This window comes from Acinetobacter lactucae (assembly GCF_013122135.1).
In the GTDB taxonomy this organism is placed as follows: domain Bacteria; phylum Pseudomonadota; class Gammaproteobacteria; order Pseudomonadales; family Moraxellaceae; genus Acinetobacter; species Acinetobacter lactucae.
The window spans coordinates 3,440,538-3,464,492 of record NZ_CP053391.1 but is presented as its reverse complement, the minus strand read 5'-3'; the positions used below and the strand labels follow the sequence as shown (position 1 = coordinate 3,464,492).

Below are 23,955 nucleotides of genomic sequence, written 5' to 3'. Positions count from 1 at the left end.
ATGTGAAAAATGTTGTACATTCAATGTGTAAAGATAGGGAATAAGAAAAGATGTGTATTGTTGCTTTAGCATGGCATGTTCTGGATGAGATGCCCTTGTGTCTTATGTCAAATCGGGATGAGTTCTATCATCGACCAACTGCATTATTGCATCAATGGGATCATACGCCGATTATTGCAGGGCAAGACTTACAGTCGGGCGGTACTTGGATGGGAATAACACCTCAAGGTCGATGGGCTGTATTGACCAATTTTCGAGATGGACGGGATCAAAAGTCATATGAAACTTCTCGCGGCCATTTAGTTCAGGCTTTTTTAGAATCTGATTTATTGCCGATTCGATTTGCTCAACAATTAGAACAGCAGCAACAGAACTTTGCTGGCTTTAACCTGTTTATGGGAAATGCTGATCAAGCGGTTTATATGAGTAACCGTGGTGAAGCCCCACAAGTATTAGCCAATGGTGTTTATGTGGTTTCGAATGGCTTAATGTCTGAACATTGGGAAAAAACCAGACATTTGCGAACACGTTTTACGCAAGAGTTTTTGCCTATGCTTCAGCACCAGACGGAAGAGTTAACTTTGCAACACGCTGCATGGGATATTCTTGAAGATGAACGTAAGGTCACAACTGCATTATTACCTAATACGGGCATTCAGCCAGAAATGGAAGAGTTATTGTCATCGACTTTTATTCAAAGTCCTGTGTATGGCACACGTTGTTCAAATTTTTTAAGGATGACCAATAACGAATGGCTTTGGTTGGAAAAGACTCAGCAAGGTGAGCACAGTGGTCAAATTGTACAGCAGCAGGTTCTCTTAAATCGATGATCATAAAAATGCCGGTCTTAACCGGCATTTTTAATCATCTAAGAATTAACCCGCGATCACACCGCCATCTTTACGGGTAATCACAACAGTTGCTGAACGTGGACGTGCAGTTTTGTTACTTGGATCTTTCTGGGTTGCTGGCCAGCTACTTTCTGGGGTTGCGTAACTTTTCGAGTCTTCGCCAGGGTGTTGAACATTAATGAAAATTGCTTTGTAGTCAGGTGTCATCGCGATACCTGTAATCTCACATTGCTTAGGCCCCACCAAGAAACGGCGCAAAGTTGAGTCTGTAACTTTAGCACCGACTAAAGTTTGTTGACCATTTGACGTAGTTGCAGGAGCACCATCACCAATCTGGCCCGGTAGCGCTGCAAGCATCATACAGTTAGTAACATCAGTGTATGCACCATCATCCGTTTGAATCCAAAGTACACCACGTGGGTCAAACCACATCCCGTCTGGAGATGACAAATCATTGTTGTCGGTTAGGCCAGATAAGTTGATGTTTGAAGCCATTGATGCTTCTGCACCAAACAGATAAATATCCCACTTGAAGGTTTCGGCAGAGGTTTTGTCATCAGTTTCTTTAAAACGAATGATATGGCCGTTAACGTTACCCTTTTGCTCTTTAGTGCCGTTGTAGAGGTCTGTGTAATTACGCGGGTTTGCAGCATCGGTCGCGTAATCTTTACCACGGTTCGAGTTGTTAGTAAGGGTCACATAGACTTCGCCGTTCACTGGGTTAACCGTACACCATTCTGGGCGGTCCATTTTTGTAGCACCGACTGCATCACCCGCTAAACGTGCAAATGTGACAACGTCCGCTTGAGATTTAAATGGGTAAGTTGTGTTGGTTTCATTTAAGCCATTTTTGCCATAAGCAAGTTCAATCCATTGGCCTGTACCATCATTATTAAACTTGGCAACATACAACTTACCTGCATTCATGTATTTATCACCAGCCGCATAGCCGCCTTTTACATCTTTGGCATCCCACACTGCGGTAGAGACAAATTTATAGATGTACTCACCGCGAGAATCATCGCCCATATAAAATGCTAATGGTTGACCTACTACGGCACGACAAGCACTGTCTTCATGTGCAAAACGTCCTAATGAGGTACGTTTAACTGGATTTTGGCGAACATCAAACGGATCAATTTCAACCATCCAGCCAAATGTATTTGGCCCATTGCGATAGTCTTGGATAGCTTGTGCAGCTTTTACATCTGCATTCCAGCGGTCATATAAGTCTTGTGATTCTATTTGACCAATTGCTGTTTCCCAGCCGTAGCGTGAACTTACGCCTAAATAAATTTGTCGCCCTTGTTCATCAACGTTAGGGATTAACTCACCATTATTATCCTTTAAATAAATGATGTTGCCTTCGTTATCTTTTTTAGGAGCACCTTTTTCATCTTTCTCATAAAGATAAAGTTCATCTTTTTTAACGCCTAAACCGTAACGTTTTAATGCAATTTTTTCTGCATCTGTACGTGCATATTCATCGCTACCTGAACGTTGGAAATAACCAATAAAGTTTTCTTCGGTAGTTAAGTATGTACCCCAAGGCGTATGACCGTTACCGCAGTTATTATGGGTACCACGAGTTTGACTACCAGCAGGAGAGAAGCGAGTTGCCAGCAGGCTAGAGCCAGCGGCAGCACCTGCAAATTTCATTACGGTAGAAGCTGTAACACGACGGTTAAAAATTGAGTTTTTATCAATTGCTACTTTTTGAGTTGTTGCATCTTTTTTGATGTGAATTACAGAAACGCCATGCGCATTGGTTTCACGAATGACCTCATCTTCAGGACGGCGTCCATTAACTTTTGTTGGACCTTTTGGATGAAGGAAAGTCTGATTAATATATTCGTGATTCATCACCAATAAACCTTCAGCTGAAACACTTTCATCAAAGTTTTTTGTTGACGCATTTAAACCAAAGAAATGCATACCGTCATGGCAGTCACCAGAACGGAACTGGAAGCTTGGACCAGATGGAATATTATTGTCATCCCATTCGCCAAAATTAGGATTGATTGAATCACCTAAAGCAAAAATGACATTTGCTTCATAGCCTTCAGGTACAGTCACAATATCGTTATGGTTTTTCGCAACTGCGGTAAAAGTTAATTTTTCTGGTTTTTTATTTGGATCTACAGGCGTGGTTCCACCGTTGTTTGGACCTGAGTCATCATCACTATCATTACAGCCTGTTAAGGTAGAGGCTAAAGTTAGCGCTACAGCACCACTTGCTGCTTTAGCAATTAAACTACGGCGACTTACATGTTGTTCTAAAATGTCGCGGAAGTGGATATTGTCAGAAGTATTATTGTCCAGTTCTTGGTCTTCATGATATGGCGTCAGCTCTGTCATGGGGAATTCCTAAGTAAATAAAGAGATTGTTCTAAAATTCTTCATGAGCTTAGTTTGTGAATGTGACGAGGCGTTGACGTTTTGATGATAAGTTAATGAAAAGTTCTGTAATTTTTCATTTAATTTTCATAAAAAGTGAAAGTTGAATGTAAAAACATTAAAGCTGACCTTAGCCAGCTTTAATGTTTAGAGTATATAAAAAATTATTTGGTTGTGACCGATGGAGCAATTGGATCGGCAGTGATATAGCCCACGTTTGCGCTATAACCATTATTATAATTTTGGTTAATTAATGCTTTTACATCATCAGGTACACTGCTGCTATCGCCTGGGTGCTGGAAGTTGCTCATGATGTAAGTCCAGCCATTAATTGAATCTACAGCATGTAAGCCTGTTGACTCTGCACCTGCTGGTGTAGAAAGCAGTCGTGTTAACTCTTTAGTATCTACATTGTATGCCCACAAGAAGTTATTCACGTGGTTACCTGAGTCTTCACCAATGAATAATGTGCGTAAAGTTTCAGAGAACTTCAGATTGTCTGGGCTAGCAATTTTGTCTGGGTTCGCTGTATTACCTAAACTATCTTTCGTAGCAAGATCTTCACCCATTAGCAGCATATATGAGTAAAGAGGAACCCACTCACTATTGATTGCGCTGCCTTCATTATCTGTAAAGCTTTTACCTAATTTGTGTGCAAGCACACCACCAGCAGTAATCTTTTTAGAGAATCCTACATTATGTTCCGCAACATAACCTTTACCGCCAACAACCATTGAATCTTGAATATTAGCTAAAGCAGAGTACGCAATTTTATCTTTAATATTTACGTTAGTACCTTCCATCTTGGTGAACGCCATACTTGCACCTTTTAACGCTGCATAACGATGTGTTTCCAAGAAAGCGGCCGCTTTTTCCATGCCTGGTTTAAGTTTTACCCAAAGCTGTTTCTTTGCCAAAGTGATTTCAGTGTAACTAGCATCATTTGGATTGGTTGTTAAACTTTCCATGATGTCAGTTGATTTAATTCCACCAGCAACTAAATCTTCAATTTCTTTACTTGTCGCGTGACCAAGTTTGATCCATTGAATGCTGGCTTGTGATGTTTCAGTTAACGTATTGATGTATTTAGCAACATATAGCGTACCTGCCGATAAATCTTTTTCCTTATCAGCAACGAACATGAAGAAACCACCATTTGTGTAGTCATCACCCATGAGTGCTGTACGGTTGTCTGGCATAACATGAATAAGTTCATGAGAAATACGGCCTAAACAATAATGCTTTTTAATGCTACCAGTACCATTTAGGTTAACCGTTACTTCTGGCAAATGACCATAGTTATATGGATTTGCTTTAGTTTCATCACCAAAGAAGTATTTCCCAAGATATTTTGGATCTGTACCACCAATGCCTTGATTGAATGCATCAGGCTCATATTCTTCACTCGATAAGTGAGTGTTCCAAGGTGATAAGCTCGCACCACAAGTGATCCATAAGCCATGAACAGGAGCAGTATCAACATTGAAGTATTTTTTAAGCTCTAAGTGACCTGTTTTCGGGTCTTGATCTAAAGTCAAAATTGCGATTGGAGAAGGTAGTTGACCGTAAGTGTCGCCGCCTGCTTGGTCTTTAGAGTTATATTCAAATTGAACAACGTGAAACACTGGGTTTGCTACACCATCAACTTTGGCACCTTCTAAATGAATTAAAGATGAACCATCAGGACAGTCCGAAAAGAATTGGCGTTCTTTACCAGCAACTGACTTATCCATAATTGGATTACCATTAACATCAAAATAACCACCCGCGATAATAGTTCCACCACCAAGTTTTGGTACGCTGTCACCTGTTTTAAAGAATGATTTATAAGCAAGTTTGTATTCAGTACTGGTTGAGTTTTCCCAATCAATTTTTAATTTAGAATTCACTAAAGTTGTTGCGCGATCTGCTGCGGTTGTTGGCGCCGTCATTGCTGTGAATTTTGCGTTTTTTAATTTGCTTGGCTGTGGTGTTGGAGTGACTACAGAACTATCATCACTATCATTACAACCTGCTAACGTTGCTGCCGTAGCCATCGCACCTAATGGTAGAAAAGGGATCCCCGAAAACCATTTTAAAACTTCGCGACGTGTTGGGTGGTTAGAAGCAGTTGTCATAATAAATCCGTAAATTTTGTGGGTATATTTGTTGAGTTGATTTTATGGACTGTAAATGACACTTTTCTTACATTTTTAAGTCACTTTGAAGACAGTTTATTACTTTGTAGATTAAAAAGTGTTCTATATAAAAAAGCCTGAACTCCGAGGTTCAGGCTTTTTCTTCAAAACTATTTTATTCGGCAGAATGAGTTTTTCGTTTCTCAAGAATTTTACCGAATAGCAGGCCAAGCTCAAAAAGCAACCACATTGGGATTGCTAACATGACCATTGAAATAGCGTCTGGTGGTGTAATAAACATTGCAACGAAAAAGCATCCAACAATAATAAAACGTCTTTTTTCAGCAAGACTTTTTGTATTTACCACACCAATTAAAATAAGCAAAAGAGTCGCGATAGGAATTTCAAAAGTCAGTCCAAACACTAAAAATAGCTTTAAGCAAAAGCTTAGGTAGCTATTAATATCTGTCATAGGTGCAACAGTTTCAGGCGATACACTAATAAAGAAATGCAAAATTGCCGGAAGGGTAATGTAATATGCAAAAGCAACGCCTGCATAAAACAAAACAATACTACCGATGAGTAACGGGAGCGCTAAATGACGTTCTTTTTGATATAGCGCTGGACGAACAAAAGACCATATTTCATAAAGAATAAATGGCATTGCCAGTACAAGTGCAACAAATAAATTGAGTTTAAAAGGCGCCATAAATGTTGCAGTGACATCTGTTGCAATCATTGACGAGGAGGTTGGGAGTTGTAACCTTAAGGGTTCGGATAATAATTGGTAAGTATTATTTCTAAAGGGCAATAAGCAAAAAAATAAAAATAAGGTTACGCCAACAATCCTAAATAAATGACGTCTTAAAACGACCAAATGGCTCATGATCGGCATTTGGTCTAAATTTTCCTGATTATTTACAGTGGTTGAAGGCAGTTGGTTCATACGGCAATCTTCAATTTAACAGGTGATGTCTCTGAAATATCAGTTGATGATGTGAAAGGCACAAATTTTTCCACATATGGAACTTTATAATGGCCTGTTATAGGAAGACATATCCGAATAGGTTGAGGCATCTTTTTAACTGCCTCAGTCTTATCTATATTTTCAGAAATATTTTGTTTTTGGATTTCTTCAAGTTGTTGTTGAACTTTTCGTTCTAGTGCTTCAATGCGGTTGAGCTCTTCTTGCATTTCTTTTCGAAACTCAGAAAGACGCAACTCTTGATCAATCTCATTTTGCAAATTGGTAATATAACGTTTTAGGCGAACATACCATCGGCCAGCAAAACGTGCAGCTTCCGGTAGTTTATCTGGGCCTAAAACTAAAATTGCAATAATTGCAAAGCAGAGTAGCTCTGTCATTCCTACATCAAGCATGGTCGAAAACCTTTAGCTTTTTACTGATGTGCTGTCAGGAGTTTTGACTTGGGCATCAATTGTACGGGGAGTATTAAGCGTTGCAGTTTCGTCTTCTTCACGAACTGATTTTTTAAAGTCTTTTACTGCACCACCAACATCTTTACCGATATTTTTTAATTTAGATGTACCGAATAATAAAATAACGACAATTGCAAAAATAACGACATGCCAAATAGATAAACCAGCCATGATCTTATACCTCTTTTCAGTTTGCTTTATATCAACAGGTTGCCATGACAGGAATGTGACACTTATATGTCATTTTTAAGACAGTGAATGAGGGGTAAAGCCTAAAAAGATAATTTTCATAGAGAAATTATTTAATTATTTAATTTATAGGCAGGCCAATATCGGGTGCTTAAATTACTTGAAATGGAAAGTACATTTCACTTTGAAAAGGTGTAGCATAACAAGCTGTTTTTAATGAGCAAGAGGAGAGAGCGTGGCGCTACTACTGCCTGTATTGGCATTTATCACAGGACTTTTACTTGCTCAGACTTCCCTTGCCGAAACGATAAAACCTGTTCTCTCAGCTTGGCTTGCCCGTTTACTGATTCCAGTTGTGATTATTTATAACATGGTATTTTATCAGCCAGGTAGTTTGAGTTTAATGCTCTTTAGCTTCGGTTCAGCATTTCTTATTTTCTTCGCTTATTTAGCTTTATTTAAAGACAGATTATTAGCGCTATGCGTGAGTTATACCAACATGGGCTGGCTCGGCTTTCCTTTTGCCATGGCTTTATTTGGTCCTGATGCTACGGCTCCTATTGTTGCGCTATATATTGGAATGTCGCTTTTTGGCAATGCATGGGCCGTTACGGCAGTCACCACTGAACCACAAAGTAAACTCAACATATTAAAAAAGGTTTTAACTTCTCCACCGTGTATTTCAATTTTTTGTGCGCTTCTGCTCAGGTTGCTAGGTGCTCAGCATATAGAACATCCTGCCATACATTGGATATATGAAATTGCCAAGTTCGCGATGACCTTTGCAGGCATGTGTGTTTTGGGAATGTGGCTACGCCGTACGCGAGTGCATTTAAAAGACTTAATCTACAGTACCAAAGCTCAAGCTTTTAAGGTGGTGTGTGGGTTTATTCTTTGTGGCTTAACTTATAGATTTTTACCGATTCCAAATATAAGTCAGCAAATTGGAGTGATGTTTTTAATGTTCTGTTTGCCGCCAGCAGCCAATATTGTAGCACTAGAAACACATTATCAAGGAACGGGAAGATCTGCGGCTTATATCGCCTCTGGGACAATTGTGAGTTGTGTGTGTATTGCGATTTATGCAGTGTTTTTGCATCTTTATTTCTAAGTAAGATAATTAGATTAGGCTGCCTTTGAATAGTGGTTATATGCTTATTTTGTGTATGTAAGCAATACTTTACTTTTGTTTCGTCAAAAGTAACAAAACCATTTGTCGAACTGACGACACATCCGTGATGTCGCAGTTCGACGGGCGACATCCATGTCGCCTAGCACGATAGCAAATGGCTTTAAAGTTTAAAGTTTTACTTCTGCAAACTTTCTCTAAATAACTGCATCGCTTGTCCACGATGACTAATCTTATTCTTATCTTCTTTAGACAGTTCAGCACTAGAAACTTGTAGCTCAGGCAACCAGAACAGTGGGTCATAGCCAAAGCCATTTTCTCCACGTGCAACTTCTAAAATTTCGCCGTGCCAAATGCCTTGGAAAATCTGTGGTAATGGGTCTTCAGCATGAGTGACTAAAGCAAGTACACATACAAACATACCTTCAATCACTTCACCATTTTTACGGTAGGGTAAAAGATCATTTAATAATTTTGCATTATTCGCTGCATCGTCACCATGCTCTCCAGCATAACGTGCAGAGTAAATACCAGGTGCGCCGCCTAAAACTGGTACACAAATGCCTGAGTCATCAGCCATAGCAGGTTTACCTGAAATTTTAGAAGCATGACGAGCTTTAATAATGGCATTTTCAATAAAGCTTAAGCCGTCTTCGATTGCATCAGAAATATTAAGGCGACCTTGAGGAATAATTTCTACTGGTAATTTCAACTGTTCAAAAAGTTTTTCAAACTCAGCGACTTTACCTTTGTTATTGCTGGCAAGAACTAAACTGCCCTGATCAAACCAATGTGGGGTAGACATAATAAAACCAAACTTTATAGCTAATATCGAACATCAGTTATGTTACGTGTTTTTTGGAAGGGGATATAGAGGAAAACAAATAGAATATAAATGAGAATATCCTAATAAACTAAAACCACCTTGTAGAGCATACAAGGTGGTTTTAGTCGAGTAAGGTTTTTTTTCGGATGAACCGTTATTATTGTGCTTGAATCCATTTGTCCGCACGGTCACGTGCTGTACGAATTTGTTCTTGAGTCAAGTTCGCTGCAAGAGCGGTTTTCTTACCTTCAGATAGGCTAATCACTTTATTATCGAGCATGCCATCGCGAGTTGAAAGCTCATACCATTGGTAAGCACCAACGTAGTTTTTCTTTTGCTCTTCCATCATCGCAAGGTTATAGCTTGCACGGTTATCACCATTGCTTGCTGCTTTTTCAAAGTATTTACGAGCCATAGACTCATCTTTTTTAACACCAATACCGTCGGCATACATACGGCCTACGTTGAGTTGTGCTGGTGATAAACCTTGGTCAGCTGCTGCTTTAAACCATGCGAAAGCTTGCTTTTCGTCTTTTGCTACATCTTTACCATATTGGTAGTGTGTACCAAGGTAAAATTGCGCGCCTGCTTGACCAGCTTTTGCCGCTTTCTGAAGATCGTTAATCCCCATTGTTGAAAAACGTGCAGCCTGACTCGCAACCGATTGTGGCTGGGCGATATAATCTGCATGAGCCTGCATACTTAGCAGTCCTGCAAATAGTGTGCTAAATAATGTCTTTTTCATAGTGCACTCACTCGATAAATAGCGACTTCACCAAACAAATTCGGAACATGTTTGCTTAACAGGCTTCCCTGCTGATTTCCATTGACGGCGAGTCGATTAATAATTTGTATTTGATTTTCCGCACATAGTGCTTCGAAATCTTTAAATGTACATAAATGAATGTTGGGGGTGTTATACCACATATATGGTAGAGCATCCGATACAGGCATCATTCCTTTTAATGCAAGAAAAGAGCGAGTCTTCCAATGCGCAAAGTTTGGAAAAGTAATAATGGCCTGTTTACCCACACGCACCATGTCTCTTAATAAAACATCGGGTGCATCTACGGCTTGCAAAGCTTGTGCCATAACCACATAGTCAAATGACTGGTCAGCAAAGCGGCTTAAGCCGAGATTCAAATCTTGTTGAATAATATTTAACCCGCGACTGACGGCAATTGCAATCTTTTCTTGATCAATTTCTAAACCATAAGCACGAATTTGATGCTTTTGGCTCATATGAGCGAGTAATTCACCGTCACCACACCCTAAATCGAGTACGCTTGAGCCGGGTTTAATCCACTTTTCTGCTAGTTGTTGATCAATACGCATTAGCTTGCCTCCAGTGATGTCGATTTTAAGTGTTCTTCACCGCCTAAGAAAGCGCGCATAGTTTTGACATACAGTGGAATAGGGAATAAGAACGAGTCATGACCTTGCTCAGCATCAATATCTAAGTAACTTACAGGCTTATGATTAGTAATAAGTGCATCTACAATTTCTTGTGAACGGCTTGGTGCAAAACGCCAGTCAGTGGTAAACGAGACAATCAAGAACTGACATTTGGTTTTGCCCATCGCTTCAGTTAAAGAATGACCGTACTCACGTGATGGGTCAAAATAATCTAAAGCTTTGGTCATGATGAGATAGGTATTGGCATCAAAGTTACGGCTGAACTGTTCACCTTGATAACGCAGATAGCTCTCGACCTGAAACTCGACGTCAAAACCGTACATAAATTTGCCAGATTTTAAATCACGGCCAAATTTTTGTTTCATGGCTTCTTCTGAAAGATAGGTGATATGACCTACCATGCGAGCCAAAATCAGTCCGCGTTTCGGGTAGCTATCATTTTCCAAATAACGGCCATGGTGGAAATCTGGATCAGACAAGATTGACTGACGAGCAACCTCATTAAATGCAATATTCTGTGCTGAAAGCTTTGGTGCGCTGGCAATAATCACACATTTTTGTAGGCGGTCAGGGTAGTCTACGGACCATTGTAGTGCTTGCATGCCTCCTAATGACCCACCGACCACTGCATACCAGACATCTACACCCAAACGGTCAGAAAGCATAGCCTGAGTTTTAACCCAGTCGCGTACCGTTACTAATGGGAAATCAGGTCCATAAGGGCGATTGTCATTTTCAGGATTTGGTGAGGTCGGGCCAGTTGAGCCATTACAGCCACCAATATTATTTAGCGAAACTACAAAAAACTTATTCGTATCAATTGCCTTACCCGGGCCAATACAACTATCCCACCATCCAGCTTTTTTATCATCTTCGTGGTGATAACCCGCTGCATGATGATGTCCGGAAAGAGCATGACAGATTAAAATTGCATTTGATTTATCAGCATTTAAAGTGCCGTAAGTTTCAACCATTAATTCAAAACGAGGCAAAACACGATCACATTCAAGGTGTAATGGTTCTTCAAATTGGAACTTTTGCGGAGTGACTAACCCCACTGAATCAGCTGGAAAAGACACGGGAACATTTCGCCTTTTAAATCTTTCAGGAATAAAAAGAAAGGATACCAAGCTAGGTATCCTTTCCAAAGTCTTTTTTTTAATTAAACAGCGGCGGCAACAACCTGATCTGTACTTAAAACACCTTGATCAATCAAACGGTTGGTACATGCAATAATTGCTTCAATGGATGAAGTGACTGTGTTGTCATGAACACCGGCACCAAATGAACCTTTACCTGTACCTTTGACTTGAAGCTCAATTAAGGTTAATGCTTTCGCATTTGCACCTGAACTAATACTACGTTCTTCATAGTTCAATACGTCAATTGGTAATTGAAGTGCATTTAAGAATGCAGAGATTGGTCCGTTACCTTCACCACGAAGTTGTTGTGTTTCACCTTCGACATCAACATCAAGTTCGATAATTTGAGTACCGTTAATGTCAGACAACTTGTAGTGTTTGACTGTGTAGTGATGGTTTTTCACATCAACATATGTGTCTTTAAATAAAGTCCAGATTTCTTTGGCATTGATTTCTGTACCGTTCTCATCAGCATATTGTTGAACAACTTGGCTAAATTCGATTTGTAAGCGACGCGGCAACACAACGTTGTAATTCGATTCTAATAAGTATGCAATACCGCCTTTACCAGACTGGCTGTTTACACGAATTACAGCATCATAGTCGCGGCCCAAATCTTTCGGGTCGATTGGTAAGTAAGGCATATCCCAGACTTCTTCGTTTTTCTGGTACTCGAAGCCTTTTTTGATCGCATCCTGATGTGAACCAGAGAATGCAGTAAATACCAAGTCACCTGCATATGGATGACGAGGGTGTACAGGTAAACCAGTACATTCTTCAACCGTTGCAATCACTTCATTAATGTTAGAGAAATCTAACTCTGGTGCTACACCTTGGGTATACATGTTCAATGCAATTGCTGCAACGTCAACGTTACCTGTACGTTCACCATTACCGAACACACAGCCTTCAACACGGTCAGCACCCGCCATAATGGCAAGTTCTGATGCAGCAATACCACAGCCGCGGTCATTGTGGCAGTGAACAGAAATGATTACGCCATCACGACGTGCCAAATTACGATGCATCCATTCAATTTGGTCTGCATAAACATTTGGTGTAGAAACTTCGACAGTCGCGGGTAAGTTTAAAATAACTTTATGATCTGGACGTGCATCCCAGATTTCTGTGACGGCATCACAGACATCTTTAGCGACTTCTAATTCAGTTGCAGAGAAACATTCTGGACTGTACTGGAAAATCCAGTCAGTTTGAGGATACTGTGCAGCATACTCTTTAACTTTTTGAGCAGCATTAATTGCTAATTGTTTTGCACCATTAACATCTACGTTCAACACCTTTTGACGGAAGGTTGGAGAGTTCGAGTTATAAATATGCACAATTGCGCGTTTAGCACCTGCCAAAGATTCAAAAGTACGTTCAATTAAATGGTCACGTGCTTGAACCAAAACCTCAATGTATACGTCATCAGGAATATGATTTTCTTCGATCAACATGCGGGTAAAATCGAAGTCAATTTGTGATGCAGAAGGGAAACCGATTTCAATATGCTTAAAACCAATTTTCACAAGCATTTTGAACATTTTGAATTTTTGTTCCATGTTCATCGGTTCAAAAATTGCTTGGTTACCATCACGTAAATCGGTACTCATCCAGATTGGCGCTTTTGTAATTTCGTTATTTGGCCATTGGCGATCTGGTAAATCCACACGTTGGTACATACGGCGGTATTTTTTGCTAGGGTCAGCCAACATCATGAGAAAACTCCTTGTCTCGTAGCGCGGTTGCTCTGGATATATTTAAAAGGCAACGTCTCTACTTAATATATGGTATCTAATTCAGAAAAATTAAAGGTAATTTTGAAGTGCTGCTTTAAAAAGCAGACAAAATTTTTATACGCGCGCTTGGCGCAGCATCAGGAGTTGCAGATGATGTCTTGCTTGAGTAGGCTGGGCAAACAAGTAATTCGTTTTCATCTCTAGACCGTAGAATAATAAGTTTGATGGTTTGCGGGTAATCTTGATATTTAGATATATCACATCTAAACAATGATTACACCTTGTGCAAAATTCTTATCATAATTTTAGTTAAGTTGTTTAGAAAATAATTTTCTAATTTTGCGCTGTTTTATTTTTTATGGAAAATTATTTTCATATTTTTGCCTTTTTAAGGTAAAAAAGATTATTAAGTCTTAAAAAGGCAAAAATAAATAGTGTTACAGTTCTGACCACATACGAATTAAATTATGATAAATGTTGGTGAGCTTCATGACTTCTGGGTAGTTATCGCCGTGTGATTTGCGTAGTTCTCGAATGCTCTCATCAAGATTAAATAAAAGATGGCGTTTACTATCGTCTCGAACGAGACTTTGTACCCAGAAAAAAGAAGCAAAACGAGTACCAGAGGTAATACTGCTGACTTCATGTAGGCTGGTAGAAGGGTAGAGCACCACATCACCTGCCGGTAATTTGACTTCATGATAACCATAAGTATCTTCGATAACGAGGTCACCACCTTCATATTCATCTGGTTCACTTAAAAATAATGTACAAGATAAATCGGTACGGAGCTGTTCAGAAGTTCCACGGATAAGGCGAATTGAATTGTCTACATGGAAACCAAAGCTTTCATGTTCATCATAACGATTAAAAAGCGGTGGAATAATTTTGTGAGGTAGCGCAGCGGCCTGAAATATTGGATTTTGCCAAATTGCTTTGATGACAAGATCACTTAAATGATGAGTAAGCGGGTCTTGTTCTGAGAGTTGCTGATTTCTTTTCACAGAAGCAGATAAGGTGCCCGCAGTTACTTTTCCACCAACCCAACTCGCTTCTTCCATGAGTTTACGAAACTCGGCAACTTGCTCTTTGCTTAAAACATTAGGAATATGATGAATCACGGCAAACACCTTTTATATAGATACTTCATTTGTAAAAATAGCCTCGTGACGAGGCTATTTTATCTGAACTTTAACCAATTCCATAAATCAATTATGGAATTTAACCTTAGTACTTAAAGTTAATCGCTAATACAGCATTACGGCCATTGCCTTCAAATGCGTAATGAGCTGCATGTGCACTAGTGAAGTAACGCTTATCAGAAATATTATTAATATTAAGCTGTAAGTTTACGTTCTTGTTCACGTCGTATTTAGCCATCGCGTTGTAAATAGTGTAGGTTGGCAAATATTTAGGTGCGGTTGTGTTTACAAAGACTTGATCACGATATTCAACACCAGCGCCTAAAGTCAATTGAGGCATTACTCTGTAAGTAGACCATAGGGTAGCACTGTTTTTCGCTACAAATGGTAATGGCTTACCTTCTTGAGCAACCGCATTGTATGCGGCATCTGTGATTTCGCTATCTAAATAGCTGTAGCCTGTAGAAACATCCCATTTGTCGGTAATTTTTCCGTTCAAGCTAATTTCAAATCCGTCAACTTTACTTTTACCTGCATTTGCGGAAGTAGTAGGGTCGATTTGGATACGAGTATTTTGCTTTTCTGTACGAAAAACTGCGGCAGTTAAATTCGCGCGGTTATTAAACAGATCCCATTTCGTTCCTACTTCAAAAGTACGAGCTTCTTCTGGTTTAAGTTCATTAATAATATCTGTAGTACCAAGTGCATTGTCACTACTGTCGCCTTCAGCAAGTACACCGACAGGGTTGGCAGAAGTTGCAAAGCTTGCATAGATACTACCGTTCTCAGTTGGTTTAAAAACTAAACCTGCTTGATACGTAAAGAAATCTGAATCACTTTCATATTTTGTTCCTTTCGGAATGCTAATGGTAGAGTTATAAGCTCCAGCAGTTGTGCCGTAGACATCTTTATTATATTTTTTCTCTGTTTCAAATTTATCCCAACGGACACCTAAATTTAAAATCCATTGAGGATTAAACTCAATACTATCTAAAGCATAAAGAGAAACAGTGTGGCTACGAGTTGTAGACTGTCCTTTAATTGTTCCAAGTGTGTCAGTGAAGGAACCGTTTCCTGGATTATTTAAGCTGGTACACCAACCATTTGAAGCTGCCGCAGCTGAATTACAGTTCTTAATATTATCTTGTAAAATTGTAGACGTCGTTTTTCCTTCCGAGTTAGTAAAAGTATACATACCTTGGTCAGTTTCTTGGAAGCTCCATTCAGTACCGACATTAAAGGAATGCTTTAATGAACTAGTATTAAATTTACCTTTTAAAGAAAGTTGATCACTGTATGCATCTGTGTCCAATATACGACTTAAAGCACGACGAGCGATTGTGCCTCTGTAAATATTACCCTTAGAGTCATCAGCATTCGTATAAACATAATCAGATTTAGATTTGTTGTAGGTTGCTACATTCGACAAGGTAAGATTTTCATTAAAATCATGTTCCAACTTAAATGTACCAATATGGTTTTCACGTTTGTCAAAATCACGTGCTTTCCAGCCATAGTAGGTTCCAGCTTTGACATCAACAGGTTTACCATCACCAGGTGTTACTGTCACTCCTGGAGGAGGAGTTGTTGGATTTGCATTGTTAAATGGAATACCTGCATCTGGTTCATCATTACTACGTAAATAGTAGTAGCTAAGAGTTCCACGAGTTGCTGTACCTAGGCCAAATGCAAGACTTGATGCAATACCAGCACGCGCATATTCAGCACCTTTACTCTGACCAGCTTTTTCATTTTCATGACCCATAATGACCACACGGCCAGCAATACCGTTACCAAAGTCTTTATTGGCATCAAGTTGGATATGACGATAGTTGTCAGTACCACCTTGAATACTGCCTTGGTAAACGTCACCTTCATGAGCAACTTTAGGAATTAAGTTAATACTTCCACCAACGCTACCACCGCCACCAAGAGCAGAAGAAGAGCCTTTAATCACTTCAACTTGTTCAATGGCAAACATATCGCGGTTTTGAGACGTTGTATTACGTACACCATCGACATAAATAGAAGACTGGCCGCTATAGCCACGAATGTAAGGCATGTCGGTAAATGGTGTACCGCCTTCACCTGCCCCTAATGTAATACCTGGTTCATAGCGTAAAGCTTCGAGGAGGGTATTAGAGTTTGTATCTTTAATTAATTTTTGAGAAAGAATAGAGACAGACTTTGGCGTATCTTTAAGTGGAGCCACAAATTTAGCGTTTGCTGACTGATCTACTTTTAAAGACTCTTCTTGAGTCGCTTTAGTATGAATTGTTGGTAATTGTGAAACTGCTTCTTGTGCCATGGCTGTTGTTGCAATCATAGAGAGAGAAGAAGCAATTGCAGATGATACAATTTTCTTGCGAGTTTTAATTAGAGACATAATTTCAGGGCTTTAAATAGTAAAGGTTATGCGAATAATAATAATTCTTATTTATATGTACAGTTTGTGTTAATTGGATTTGCCAATAGAATTATGAAGGAAAAATGAATAATTAAATGGTTAATTGTGCTTTTTTGTCGTTAATCTACTGATTATTAGTAATTGTTTGTTAAAACGATTAAGTTGAATTTTTTATTGTAATTTTAGATTTATAAAGAATAACTAAAAAATTAGTTCTTCTTAATGAACTGTGAAAAATTTTTAAGAAATCATAAAATTACTGTGAAATTTCTTGGAAAATTAGCATTCACTTACAGGAAGTGATCGGTTAATTTTGTATATCTTGAAAGTTGTCATATAATACAGCACTTTTTTAAAAACTGTTCCTACTAACTAATTTTTATCGAGGAAGCCATGCAAGTAACGACTGAAGCGGTTTCGGGCGTTGCCCGTCGTTTAAATGTGTCTGTACCGACGAGCCGTATTAACGAGCAATTTGAAGCTCGTTTGAAGCGCACTGCCAAAACTGTGAAGATCAACGGCTTCCGTCCAGGTAAAGTACCTGAAAACGTTGTTCGTCGCGAATACGGTGCAAGCATTTATCAAGAAGTTGTAAATGACATCATTCGTGATAGCGTTTTTGAAGCAATTCAACAAGAAAAAATCAATGCGGTAGGTATGCCGAATATTGAGAAAGTTGAACATAAAGAAGATGCTTTAGTTTTTGAAGCAACTGTAGAAGTTTATCCAGAAGTTGAAGTAAAAGCATTTGACGGCTTAGAAGTTGAACGTAAATCAGCTGAAATTAAAGACGCTGACGTTGACGCTATGATCGAAAACTTGCAAAAACAACGTCAAACTTGGGCTGTAACCAAGGGCATGGCGAAGAAAGACATGCAAGTGACTTTTGACTTCGAAGGCACTATCGATGGTGAGAAGTTCGAAGGCGGTTCTGCTGAAGACTTTAAACTTGTGTTAGGTTCAGGTCGTATGATCCCTGGCTTCGAAGACGGCATCATCGGTATGAAAGCTGGTGAAGAGAAAGTAATTGACGTTACTTTCCCAGAAGATTACCAAGCTGAAAACTTGGCTGGTAAAGCAGCTCAGTTCAAAATCACTGTGAAGCAAGTTGAGAAATCAAAACTTCCAGAAATTGATGCTGAATTCTTAAAAATCTTTGGTGTAACTGAAGAAGAAGGCGTTGAGAAGTTAAAAGCTGACGTTCGTAAAAACATGGAACGTGAAGTTCGCAATGGTTTACGTAACCAAGTTAAACAAGCTGCTTTTGATGCACTTGTTGCTGCGAACGAAGTTGAAGTTCCAACTGCAATGGTTGCTCAAGAAATTGACCGTCAACGTCAACAAATGGTTCAACAGTTCACTCAACAATTTGGTGGTGCAGGCGCGCAATCTTTTGATAAGAGCATGCTTCCTGACGAATTGTTCAAAGAACAAGCAGAACGTTCTGTTAAGCTTGGCGTATTGGTAAGCAAAGTTTTAGCTGATGCTAAACTTGAAGTTGACCAAACTCGCGTTGATGCTTACATTGACGACATGGCTTCTTCTTACGAAGATCCAACTGAAGTAATTGAATACTTCAAAAATGATGCTCAACAACGTGCTCAAATCGAAGCAGTTGTATTAGAAGATCAAGTTGTTGATCACATCTTAGCTGGTGCTAAAGTGACTGACAAAGCTGTATCTTATGATGACTTATTGAAAGAACAACAAGCTCGCCGTATGGGCTAATCTTTTAAGAAGTCAGAAAAAGGCGCCTGAGGCGCCTTTTTTGTTTTTCTTTATGTGGTCAATTTGAGTGCGACATTAAGTACTTAGGTATAAATAATATAATATTTCAGTGCGAACCTTTTGCAATTTGAGAAATTATCCCGCATATTGTTGCCATAGGTTAAGTCACAAAAAATTTAGGAATAAATAACGTATGTATGTTCCAACAATTGAAAATGCTTTAGTTCCTGTTGTGGTTGAACAATCTTCTCGCGGCGAACGTTCTTTTGATATTTATTCACGACTTTTACGTGAGCGCGTCATTTTTTTGACAGGTGAAGTTGAAGACAACATGGCCAATCTAATTGTTGCCCAAATGTTGTTTTTAGAAGCTGAAAACCCTGATAAAGATATCCACCTTTATATCAACTCTCCAGGTGGATCTGTGACAGCGGGTATGGCTATTTATGACACAATGCAGTTTATTAAACCTGATGTCGTGACATATTGTATGGGCCAAGCTGCTTCAATGGGTGCATTCTTATTAAATGCGGGTGCTAAAGGTAAACGCTATTGTTTAGAAAATGCCCGTGTCATGATTCATCAACCATTGGGTGGTTTCCGTGGTCAAGCATCGGATATTGAAATCCATGCTCGTGAAATTCTCTTTATTAAAGAGCGCTTGAACCGCTTAATGGCAGAGCACAGTGGTCAAGACTATGAAACCGTTGCTCGTGATACTGACCGTGATAACTTTATGACAGCTCAAGCTGCTAAAGAATATGGTCTGGTTGATCAGGTGTTAAGTAAGCGTCCATAAGGACCTTCTTATATAAATAACTTGAGATGTTGAAAAAGATCTCCATTTAGTTATTTATGCAGTGCATCTTGCCCTAATATTTAAGATTCTATTTGTGGAGTGAATATGTCCGAACATCCTCAAGGACAAAAACATTGTTCATTTTGCGGTAAAACGCAGTCTGAAGTCGGGAAACTGATTGCGGGTGAGGACGCATATATTTGTAATGAATGTGTGGATGTCTGCTTAGACCTTGTACAAACCAGCCAACAGGTTGAAGCAGGGGACTGGGCAAGTAAGGCATTGCCAAAGCCACATGAAATACGTGCTGCGCTTGATCAATATGTAATTGGTCAAGATCTTGCCAAAAAGACATTATCTGTTGCGGTTTATAACCATTATAAACGCCTAAAAGTTGGTCATAATGGACATGTGTCTAAAGAAGTAGAAATTGCTAAAAGTAATATTCTACTGATTGGACCTACAGGTTCGGGTAAAACTTTACTTGCGCAAACATTAGCTCGCCTTTTAGATGTTCCATTTGCGATGGCAGATGCTACAACATTAACCGAAGCAGGTTATGTGGGTGAAGATGTTGAAAATATTGTACAAAAGCTTTTGCAAAAAGCAGATTACGATGTAGAGAAAGCTCAGAAGGGTATTATTTATATCGATGAGATTGATAAGATTACTCGTAAATCTGAAAATCCATCAATTACGCGTGATGTGTCTGGTGAAGGTGTACAACAAGCATTATTAAAAATGATTGAAGGTACAGTGGCTTCGATTCCGCCTCAAGGTGGTCGTAAGCATCCACAGCAAGAGTTTATCCAAATTGATACCTCAAATATCTTATTTATTTGTGGTGGTGCATTTTCTGGTTTGGAAAAAATTGTACAACAGCGTCAAGAGAAAGGCGGTATTGGTTTTACAGCTGATGTTAAAAACAAAGATGAAACCAAAAAGCTTGCTGAATTGTTCCGTCAGGTTGAGCCAACTGACTTGGTGAAATTTGGTCTAATTCCAGAATTCATTGGTCGTTTACCAGTAATTGCGACACTTGAAGAGCTAGACGAAGAAGCTTTAATGCAAATTTTGACTGAGCCAAAAAATGCATTAACACGTCAGTATCAATATCTTTTCACTATGGAAAATGTTGATCTGATCTTTGAAGATTCTGCATTACGTGCTGTTGCTAAAAAAGCGCTTGAACGTAATACGGGTGCGCGTGGTCTACGCTCTATTATGGAGAACGTGCTGCTTGAAACTATGTACGATTTACCAAGTCGTACAGATGTTGGAACAGTCATTATTAATGAAGCAGTCATTAATGGTGAAGCAGAACCTGTTTATCAGACTGAACGCCAACCTAAAGAAGCTACAACGCATGAAAGTGTTGCTAAGGCAGATTTAAAGGTTATTGACTCGAAGTCTGCATAGATTTCATTCATCTAAAAAGCATGAATCGCGCTCGTGATTCATGCTTTTTTTGTTTTCAATTTATATGGGTAGTGTTAATCTTAAAAATACAAAATACGCATAGTTTTGCGGTGTAAAAAATAAATCAAAAACAAAACGCTTTGAGGGGTGCCATGCGTTATTTAATCGTATCTTTGTGCTGTGCCGGACTGTTTGTAGGCTGTCAAAGTTCATCTCATTTAGAAAAAAATCCGAGTGAATTGACCGCGACTCTACCTAAAGTTGATGTTGAAAAAGAACCTGGTTTATTAGATCAATATCATTTAGGCGGTTTTACTGTAGGAGGCTGGGTCAACCAAAAATTAGGCCAGACATTTGCTCCAATCAAACCACAAAATGAACAAGCTGCTGTAGTTTATTTATATCGACCAGACACAAAATGGAATCGTCAGGAAATCGCAGCAATTAATCTCTTTGTGAATGGTAAGCGCATTCCGAGTCTATTACATAATCATTATTATTGGATTGAATTACCAGCAGGAACCTATCGTCTTTCTGCGAGTCGCCCTTTATTGGGTATTCATTTTCAAGAACCAAAATATATTGATATTACTGTTGAGGCAGGCACGTCTTATTATTTGAAATATGATGAAGAAAATAAAATGGACCGAAGTGAACACACTGGCCCATTTATGTTAATGCAAGACAATATTGGTCGTAGAGAGATAGCATTTACCGAGCTTAAATCCTCTAGCTACAATTTTGTGGCTGAAGATGCTTCAGGAAAAATACGCAATAAACCACAAGAATTAAAGCCAGCCAAATATGACGAAAAATCAGATGTACACCTGATTAAACCATTTAAATTATGGAATCCATTAACTTGGTAATGAGCTGAAAAAGATAAAGAAAAGTTAAGACTTTTCTTTATCTTTCATCAACGGTGCGAGAATTTTAAGCATCTCTTCTTGCATGTGATCTCGTGCTTTAGGATCATTAAATGTTTGCTGTCCCAACTCCATCATATATTCTGAAATTTGCCCCATAATCTGTACATTTTTGCGCGTAATTGATTGGCCTTCTGGGGTTTTTAAAAATTTCAGATTAGCCTGAATTTCCTCTTCAGTATAAGTCTTTAGGTAAATATCCTGTAAGGCTTGAGCGGTTTTTGGATTGCTAATGAGCTGATTACTCGAATCCTTTAGGAGTAAACCTAACTTCTTCGCGGCCTCTTTTTCTTTTGGTCCTAAAGTTTTGATACCCGTGATATTACTAACGATCTGTTCTGCCTGTTGATCATAGTAAGGCGTTAATTCATTAATTGATTCTTTAAGTAGGTAATCAATTTGGCTCATTTGCATGAGTTCTTTAACTGAACTTAACTTGGCAGGAGAGGCAAACAAGCTTGTGGTAATACAGCTTAGACAAAGGCTGATTGAGAGATTTTTAAGAATAGGGCGAATAGTCATGAAATGACCTATATTCAATATATGGCGAGTGGGTGCTTTCATTAATAGCACAGATTGACAAAGTAATTGTTACAATTCTTTTCAGATTTTAAAATAAAAAAGAATGCATAAAAAAAGCACCGAATTCGGTGCTTTTCTTGATTAGCCAGCTGCTGCATCGACTACTGGAATTTTTCCAATTTTCGCTTGCCAGATTTTTGGAGCTACTGCGTGAATTGAAGTACCGTTTACATCAACTGCAACAGAAACAGGCATATCTTCAACTACGAATTTGTAGATGGCTTCCATACCTAAGTCTGCAAATGCAACAACTTCAGCTTCACGAACAGCTTTAGATACGAGGTAAGCCGCACCACCAACTGCCATTAAGTAAGTTGCTTTGTTGTCTTTGATTGCTTCAATTGCTGTAGGGCCACGGTCAGCTTTACCGATCATACCGAATAGGCCAGTATGTTCTAATACTTTACGTGTGAATTTATCCATACGTGTTGCAGTTGTAGGGCCAGCAGGACCAACGACTTCATCACCTACTGGATCAACTGGGCCAACGTAGTAAATAAATTTACCTTTAAGATCAACTGGTAATTCTTCACCATTGTCGATCATTTCAACCATGCGTTTGTGAGCAGCATCACGACCTGTGTACATTGTTCCGCTAAGAAGTAATGTATCACCCGGTTTCCAAGAATCCATTTCTTCTTGAGTAATGGTATCAAGGTTTACGCGTTTAGACTGTGAAGAGTCCCAAGTTACAGATGGGTAGTCTTCAAGTTTTGGTGCTTGAATATGAGCTACACCTGTACCATCAAGCTGGAAGTGAGCATGACGAGTAGCAGCACAGTTAGGGATCATACCTACTGGTTTACCAGCAGCATGACATGGGTAATCTTTAATCTTAATATCAAGAACAGTCGTTAAACCGCCTAGGCCTTGAGCACCAATACCAAGAGCGTTTACTTTTTCAAAGATTTCGATACGAAGTTCTTCGATTTTGTTCTCTGGTCCACGGCGAAGTAATTCGTCCATGTTGATTTCTTCCATGAGCGCTTCTTTAGCAAGCATCATGGCTTTTTCAGCAGTACCACCAATACCAATACCGAGCATACCTGGAGGACACCAGCCTGCACCCATTGTTGGAACAGTTTTAAGAACCCAGTCAACAATCGAGTCAGATGGGTTAAGCATCGCAAGTTTAGATTTGTTTTCTGAACCGCCACCTTTAGCAGCAACAGTAATATCTACTTTATTACCCGGAACGAGTTTGTAGTGGATTACAGCAGGGGTATTATCTTTTGTGTTTTTACGACCAAATGCAGGGTCAGCAAGTACAGATGCACGAAGAACGTTGCTGTTTTCAAGGTAACCTTGGCGAACACCTTCATTTACCGCATCGTCTAAGCTCATTGTTAAATCAAATTTAACATCTAAGCCCACTTCAAGGAAAACGTTAACAATACCAGTATCTTGGCAAATTGGACGATGACCTTCCGCACACATGCGAGAGTTAATTAGAATCTGTGCAATTGCATCCTTTGCGGCTTTGTTTTCTTCGCGATCATAAGCACGGCTCATCGCTTGGATAAAGTCTTGCGGGTGATAGTACGAAATAAACTGTAGGGCGTCCTTGATTGATGTAATCAAGTCATCTTGTTTGATAATCGTTGTCATACCAGAAAATCTCTTGAGCGGGCTGTTAGCTAGCGGGCTAAATTATATGACAAAAAGACAGCGTTGTGGGAGATTGGTTGATCTTTTGACCGAAAGTC

At 39.2% G+C, this 23,955-nt stretch carries 20 protein-coding genes; 6 read left to right on the top strand and 14 right to left on the bottom strand.

Going from position 1 to position 23,955, the window contains the following annotated elements:
* Positions 1 to 50: 50 nt before the first annotated feature.
* Complete coding sequence (locus HLV59_RS16165; protein ID WP_031947296.1) at positions 51 to 830, top strand: NRDE family protein; 780 nt, start codon at positions 51 to 53, stop codon at positions 828 to 830.
* A 45-nt stretch (positions 831 to 875) separates the two neighbouring features.
* On the opposite strand, the gene HLV59_RS16160 is transcribed toward HLV59_RS16165, so the two are convergent.
* From HLV59_RS16160 to HLV59_RS16140, 5 genes are all read right to left on the bottom strand, one after another.
* Positions 876 to 3,209 (bottom strand): PhoX family protein, encoded by a 2,334-nt coding sequence (locus HLV59_RS16160; protein WP_171430377.1) that lies wholly within the window; start codon positions 3,207 to 3,209, stop codon positions 876 to 878.
* A 203-nt stretch (positions 3,210 to 3,412) separates the two neighbouring features.
* Positions 3,413 to 5,365 (bottom strand): PhoX family protein, encoded by a 1,953-nt coding sequence (locus tag HLV59_RS16155; RefSeq protein WP_171430376.1) that lies wholly within the window; start codon positions 5,363 to 5,365, stop codon positions 3,413 to 3,415.
* 175 nt (positions 5,366 to 5,540) lie between these two features.
* Positions 5,541 to 6,311, bottom strand: a complete 771-nt coding sequence (gene tatC / locus HLV59_RS16150) for a twin-arginine translocase subunit TatC (RefSeq protein WP_031947301.1) — start codon at positions 6,309 to 6,311, stop codon at positions 5,541 to 5,543.
* Positions 6,308 to 6,745: a Sec-independent protein translocase protein TatB gene (gene tatB, locus HLV59_RS16145; RefSeq protein WP_171430375.1), complete on the bottom strand. Its 438-nt coding sequence runs from the start codon at positions 6,743 to 6,745 to the stop codon at positions 6,308 to 6,310. Before tatB ends, tatC begins: the two co-directional genes overlap by 4 nt.
* A 12-nt stretch (positions 6,746 to 6,757) precedes the next feature.
* Positions 6,758 to 6,976, bottom strand: a complete 219-nt coding sequence (locus HLV59_RS16140; protein WP_057105678.1) for a Sec-independent protein translocase subunit TatA — start codon at positions 6,974 to 6,976, stop codon at positions 6,758 to 6,760.
* A gap of 253 nt (positions 6,977 to 7,229) precedes the next feature.
* Here HLV59_RS16140 and HLV59_RS16135 point away from each other — a divergent pair, with 253 nt between their 5' ends.
* Positions 7,230 to 8,105, top strand: a complete 876-nt coding sequence (locus tag HLV59_RS16135; protein ID WP_171430374.1) for an AEC family transporter — start codon at positions 7,230 to 7,232, stop codon at positions 8,103 to 8,105.
* A 196-nt stretch (positions 8,106 to 8,301) separates the two neighbouring features.
* Here HLV59_RS16135 and rdgB read toward each other — a convergent pair whose 3' ends face one another.
* The 7 genes from rdgB to HLV59_RS16100 form a co-directional block, all read right to left on the bottom strand.
* The gene (gene rdgB, locus HLV59_RS16130; protein ID WP_163118220.1) at positions 8,302 to 8,928 is read right to left on the bottom strand and encodes an RdgB/HAM1 family non-canonical purine NTP pyrophosphatase; all 627 of its coding nucleotides are present in this window, start codon (positions 8,926 to 8,928) and stop codon (positions 8,302 to 8,304) included.
* 178 nt (positions 8,929 to 9,106) lie between these two features.
* Positions 9,107 to 9,694 carry a tetratricopeptide repeat protein gene (locus HLV59_RS16125; protein ID WP_017385717.1) on the bottom strand — a complete coding sequence of 196 codons (588 nt, stop codon included), beginning with the start codon at positions 9,692 to 9,694 and terminating at the stop codon, positions 9,107 to 9,109.
* Positions 9,691 to 10,284: a methionine biosynthesis protein MetW gene (metW, locus tag HLV59_RS16120; RefSeq protein WP_001217230.1), complete on the bottom strand. Its 594-nt coding sequence runs from the start codon at positions 10,282 to 10,284 to the stop codon at positions 9,691 to 9,693. The genes HLV59_RS16125 and metW overlap by 4 nt, the downstream gene beginning before the upstream one ends.
* A complete protein-coding gene (metX, locus tag HLV59_RS16115; RefSeq protein ID WP_002114709.1) occupies positions 10,284 to 11,444 on the bottom strand; it encodes a homoserine O-succinyltransferase MetX in 1,161 nt (386 codons plus the stop codon). The genes metW and metX overlap by 1 nt, the downstream gene beginning before the upstream one ends.
* 83 nt (positions 11,445 to 11,527) lie before the next feature.
* Entirely contained in the window at positions 11,528 to 13,225 is a 1,698-nt protein-coding gene (gene leuA, locus HLV59_RS16110) for a 2-isopropylmalate synthase (protein ID WP_031947308.1), read from the bottom strand.
* A 458-nt stretch (positions 13,226 to 13,683) separates the two neighbouring features.
* Entirely contained in the window at positions 13,684 to 14,367 is a 684-nt protein-coding gene (locus HLV59_RS16105) for a Fe2+-dependent dioxygenase (protein ID WP_031947309.1), read from the bottom strand.
* A 106-nt stretch (positions 14,368 to 14,473) separates the two neighbouring features.
* Positions 14,474 to 16,774, bottom strand: coding sequence for a TonB-dependent receptor (locus tag HLV59_RS16100; protein WP_171430373.1), 2,301 nt, complete (start codon positions 16,772 to 16,774; stop codon positions 14,474 to 14,476).
* Positions 16,775 to 17,188: 414 nt separating this feature from the next.
* Between HLV59_RS16100 and tig the strand changes: the two genes are divergently transcribed.
* The 4 genes from tig (at position 17,189) to HLV59_RS16080 (ending at position 21,610) form a co-directional block, all read left to right on the top strand.
* Positions 17,189 to 18,523: a trigger factor gene (gene tig, locus HLV59_RS16095; RefSeq protein WP_171430372.1), complete on the top strand. Its 1,335-nt coding sequence runs from the start codon at positions 17,189 to 17,191 to the stop codon at positions 18,521 to 18,523.
* Between the two features lie 193 nt (positions 18,524 to 18,716).
* Complete coding sequence (clpP, locus tag HLV59_RS16090) at positions 18,717 to 19,322, top strand: ATP-dependent Clp endopeptidase proteolytic subunit ClpP (protein ID WP_002114870.1); 606 nt, start codon at positions 18,717 to 18,719, stop codon at positions 19,320 to 19,322.
* A 105-nt stretch (positions 19,323 to 19,427) separates the two neighbouring features.
* A complete protein-coding gene (gene clpX, locus HLV59_RS16085) occupies positions 19,428 to 20,741 on the top strand; it encodes an ATP-dependent Clp protease ATP-binding subunit ClpX (protein WP_171430371.1) in 1,314 nt (437 codons plus the stop codon).
* Between the two features lie 152 nt (positions 20,742 to 20,893).
* The gene (locus HLV59_RS16080) at positions 20,894 to 21,610 is read left to right on the top strand and encodes a DUF2846 domain-containing protein (protein WP_016144284.1); all 717 of its coding nucleotides are present in this window, start codon (positions 20,894 to 20,896) and stop codon (positions 21,608 to 21,610) included.
* Positions 21,611 to 21,634: 24 nt separating this feature from the next.
* On the opposite strand, the gene HLV59_RS16075 is transcribed toward HLV59_RS16080, so the two are convergent.
* Together HLV59_RS16075 and HLV59_RS16070 are read right to left on the bottom strand one after the other, a co-directional pair.
* Complete coding sequence (locus tag HLV59_RS16075) at positions 21,635 to 22,189, bottom strand: DUF2059 domain-containing protein (RefSeq protein WP_004794750.1); 555 nt, start codon at positions 22,187 to 22,189, stop codon at positions 21,635 to 21,637.
* A gap of 141 nt (positions 22,190 to 22,330) precedes the next feature.
* Positions 22,331 to 23,857: a fumarate hydratase gene (locus HLV59_RS16070; protein WP_002115045.1), complete on the bottom strand. Its 1,527-nt coding sequence runs from the start codon at positions 23,855 to 23,857 to the stop codon at positions 22,331 to 22,333.
* Between the last annotated feature and the right edge of the window lie 98 nt (positions 23,858 to 23,955).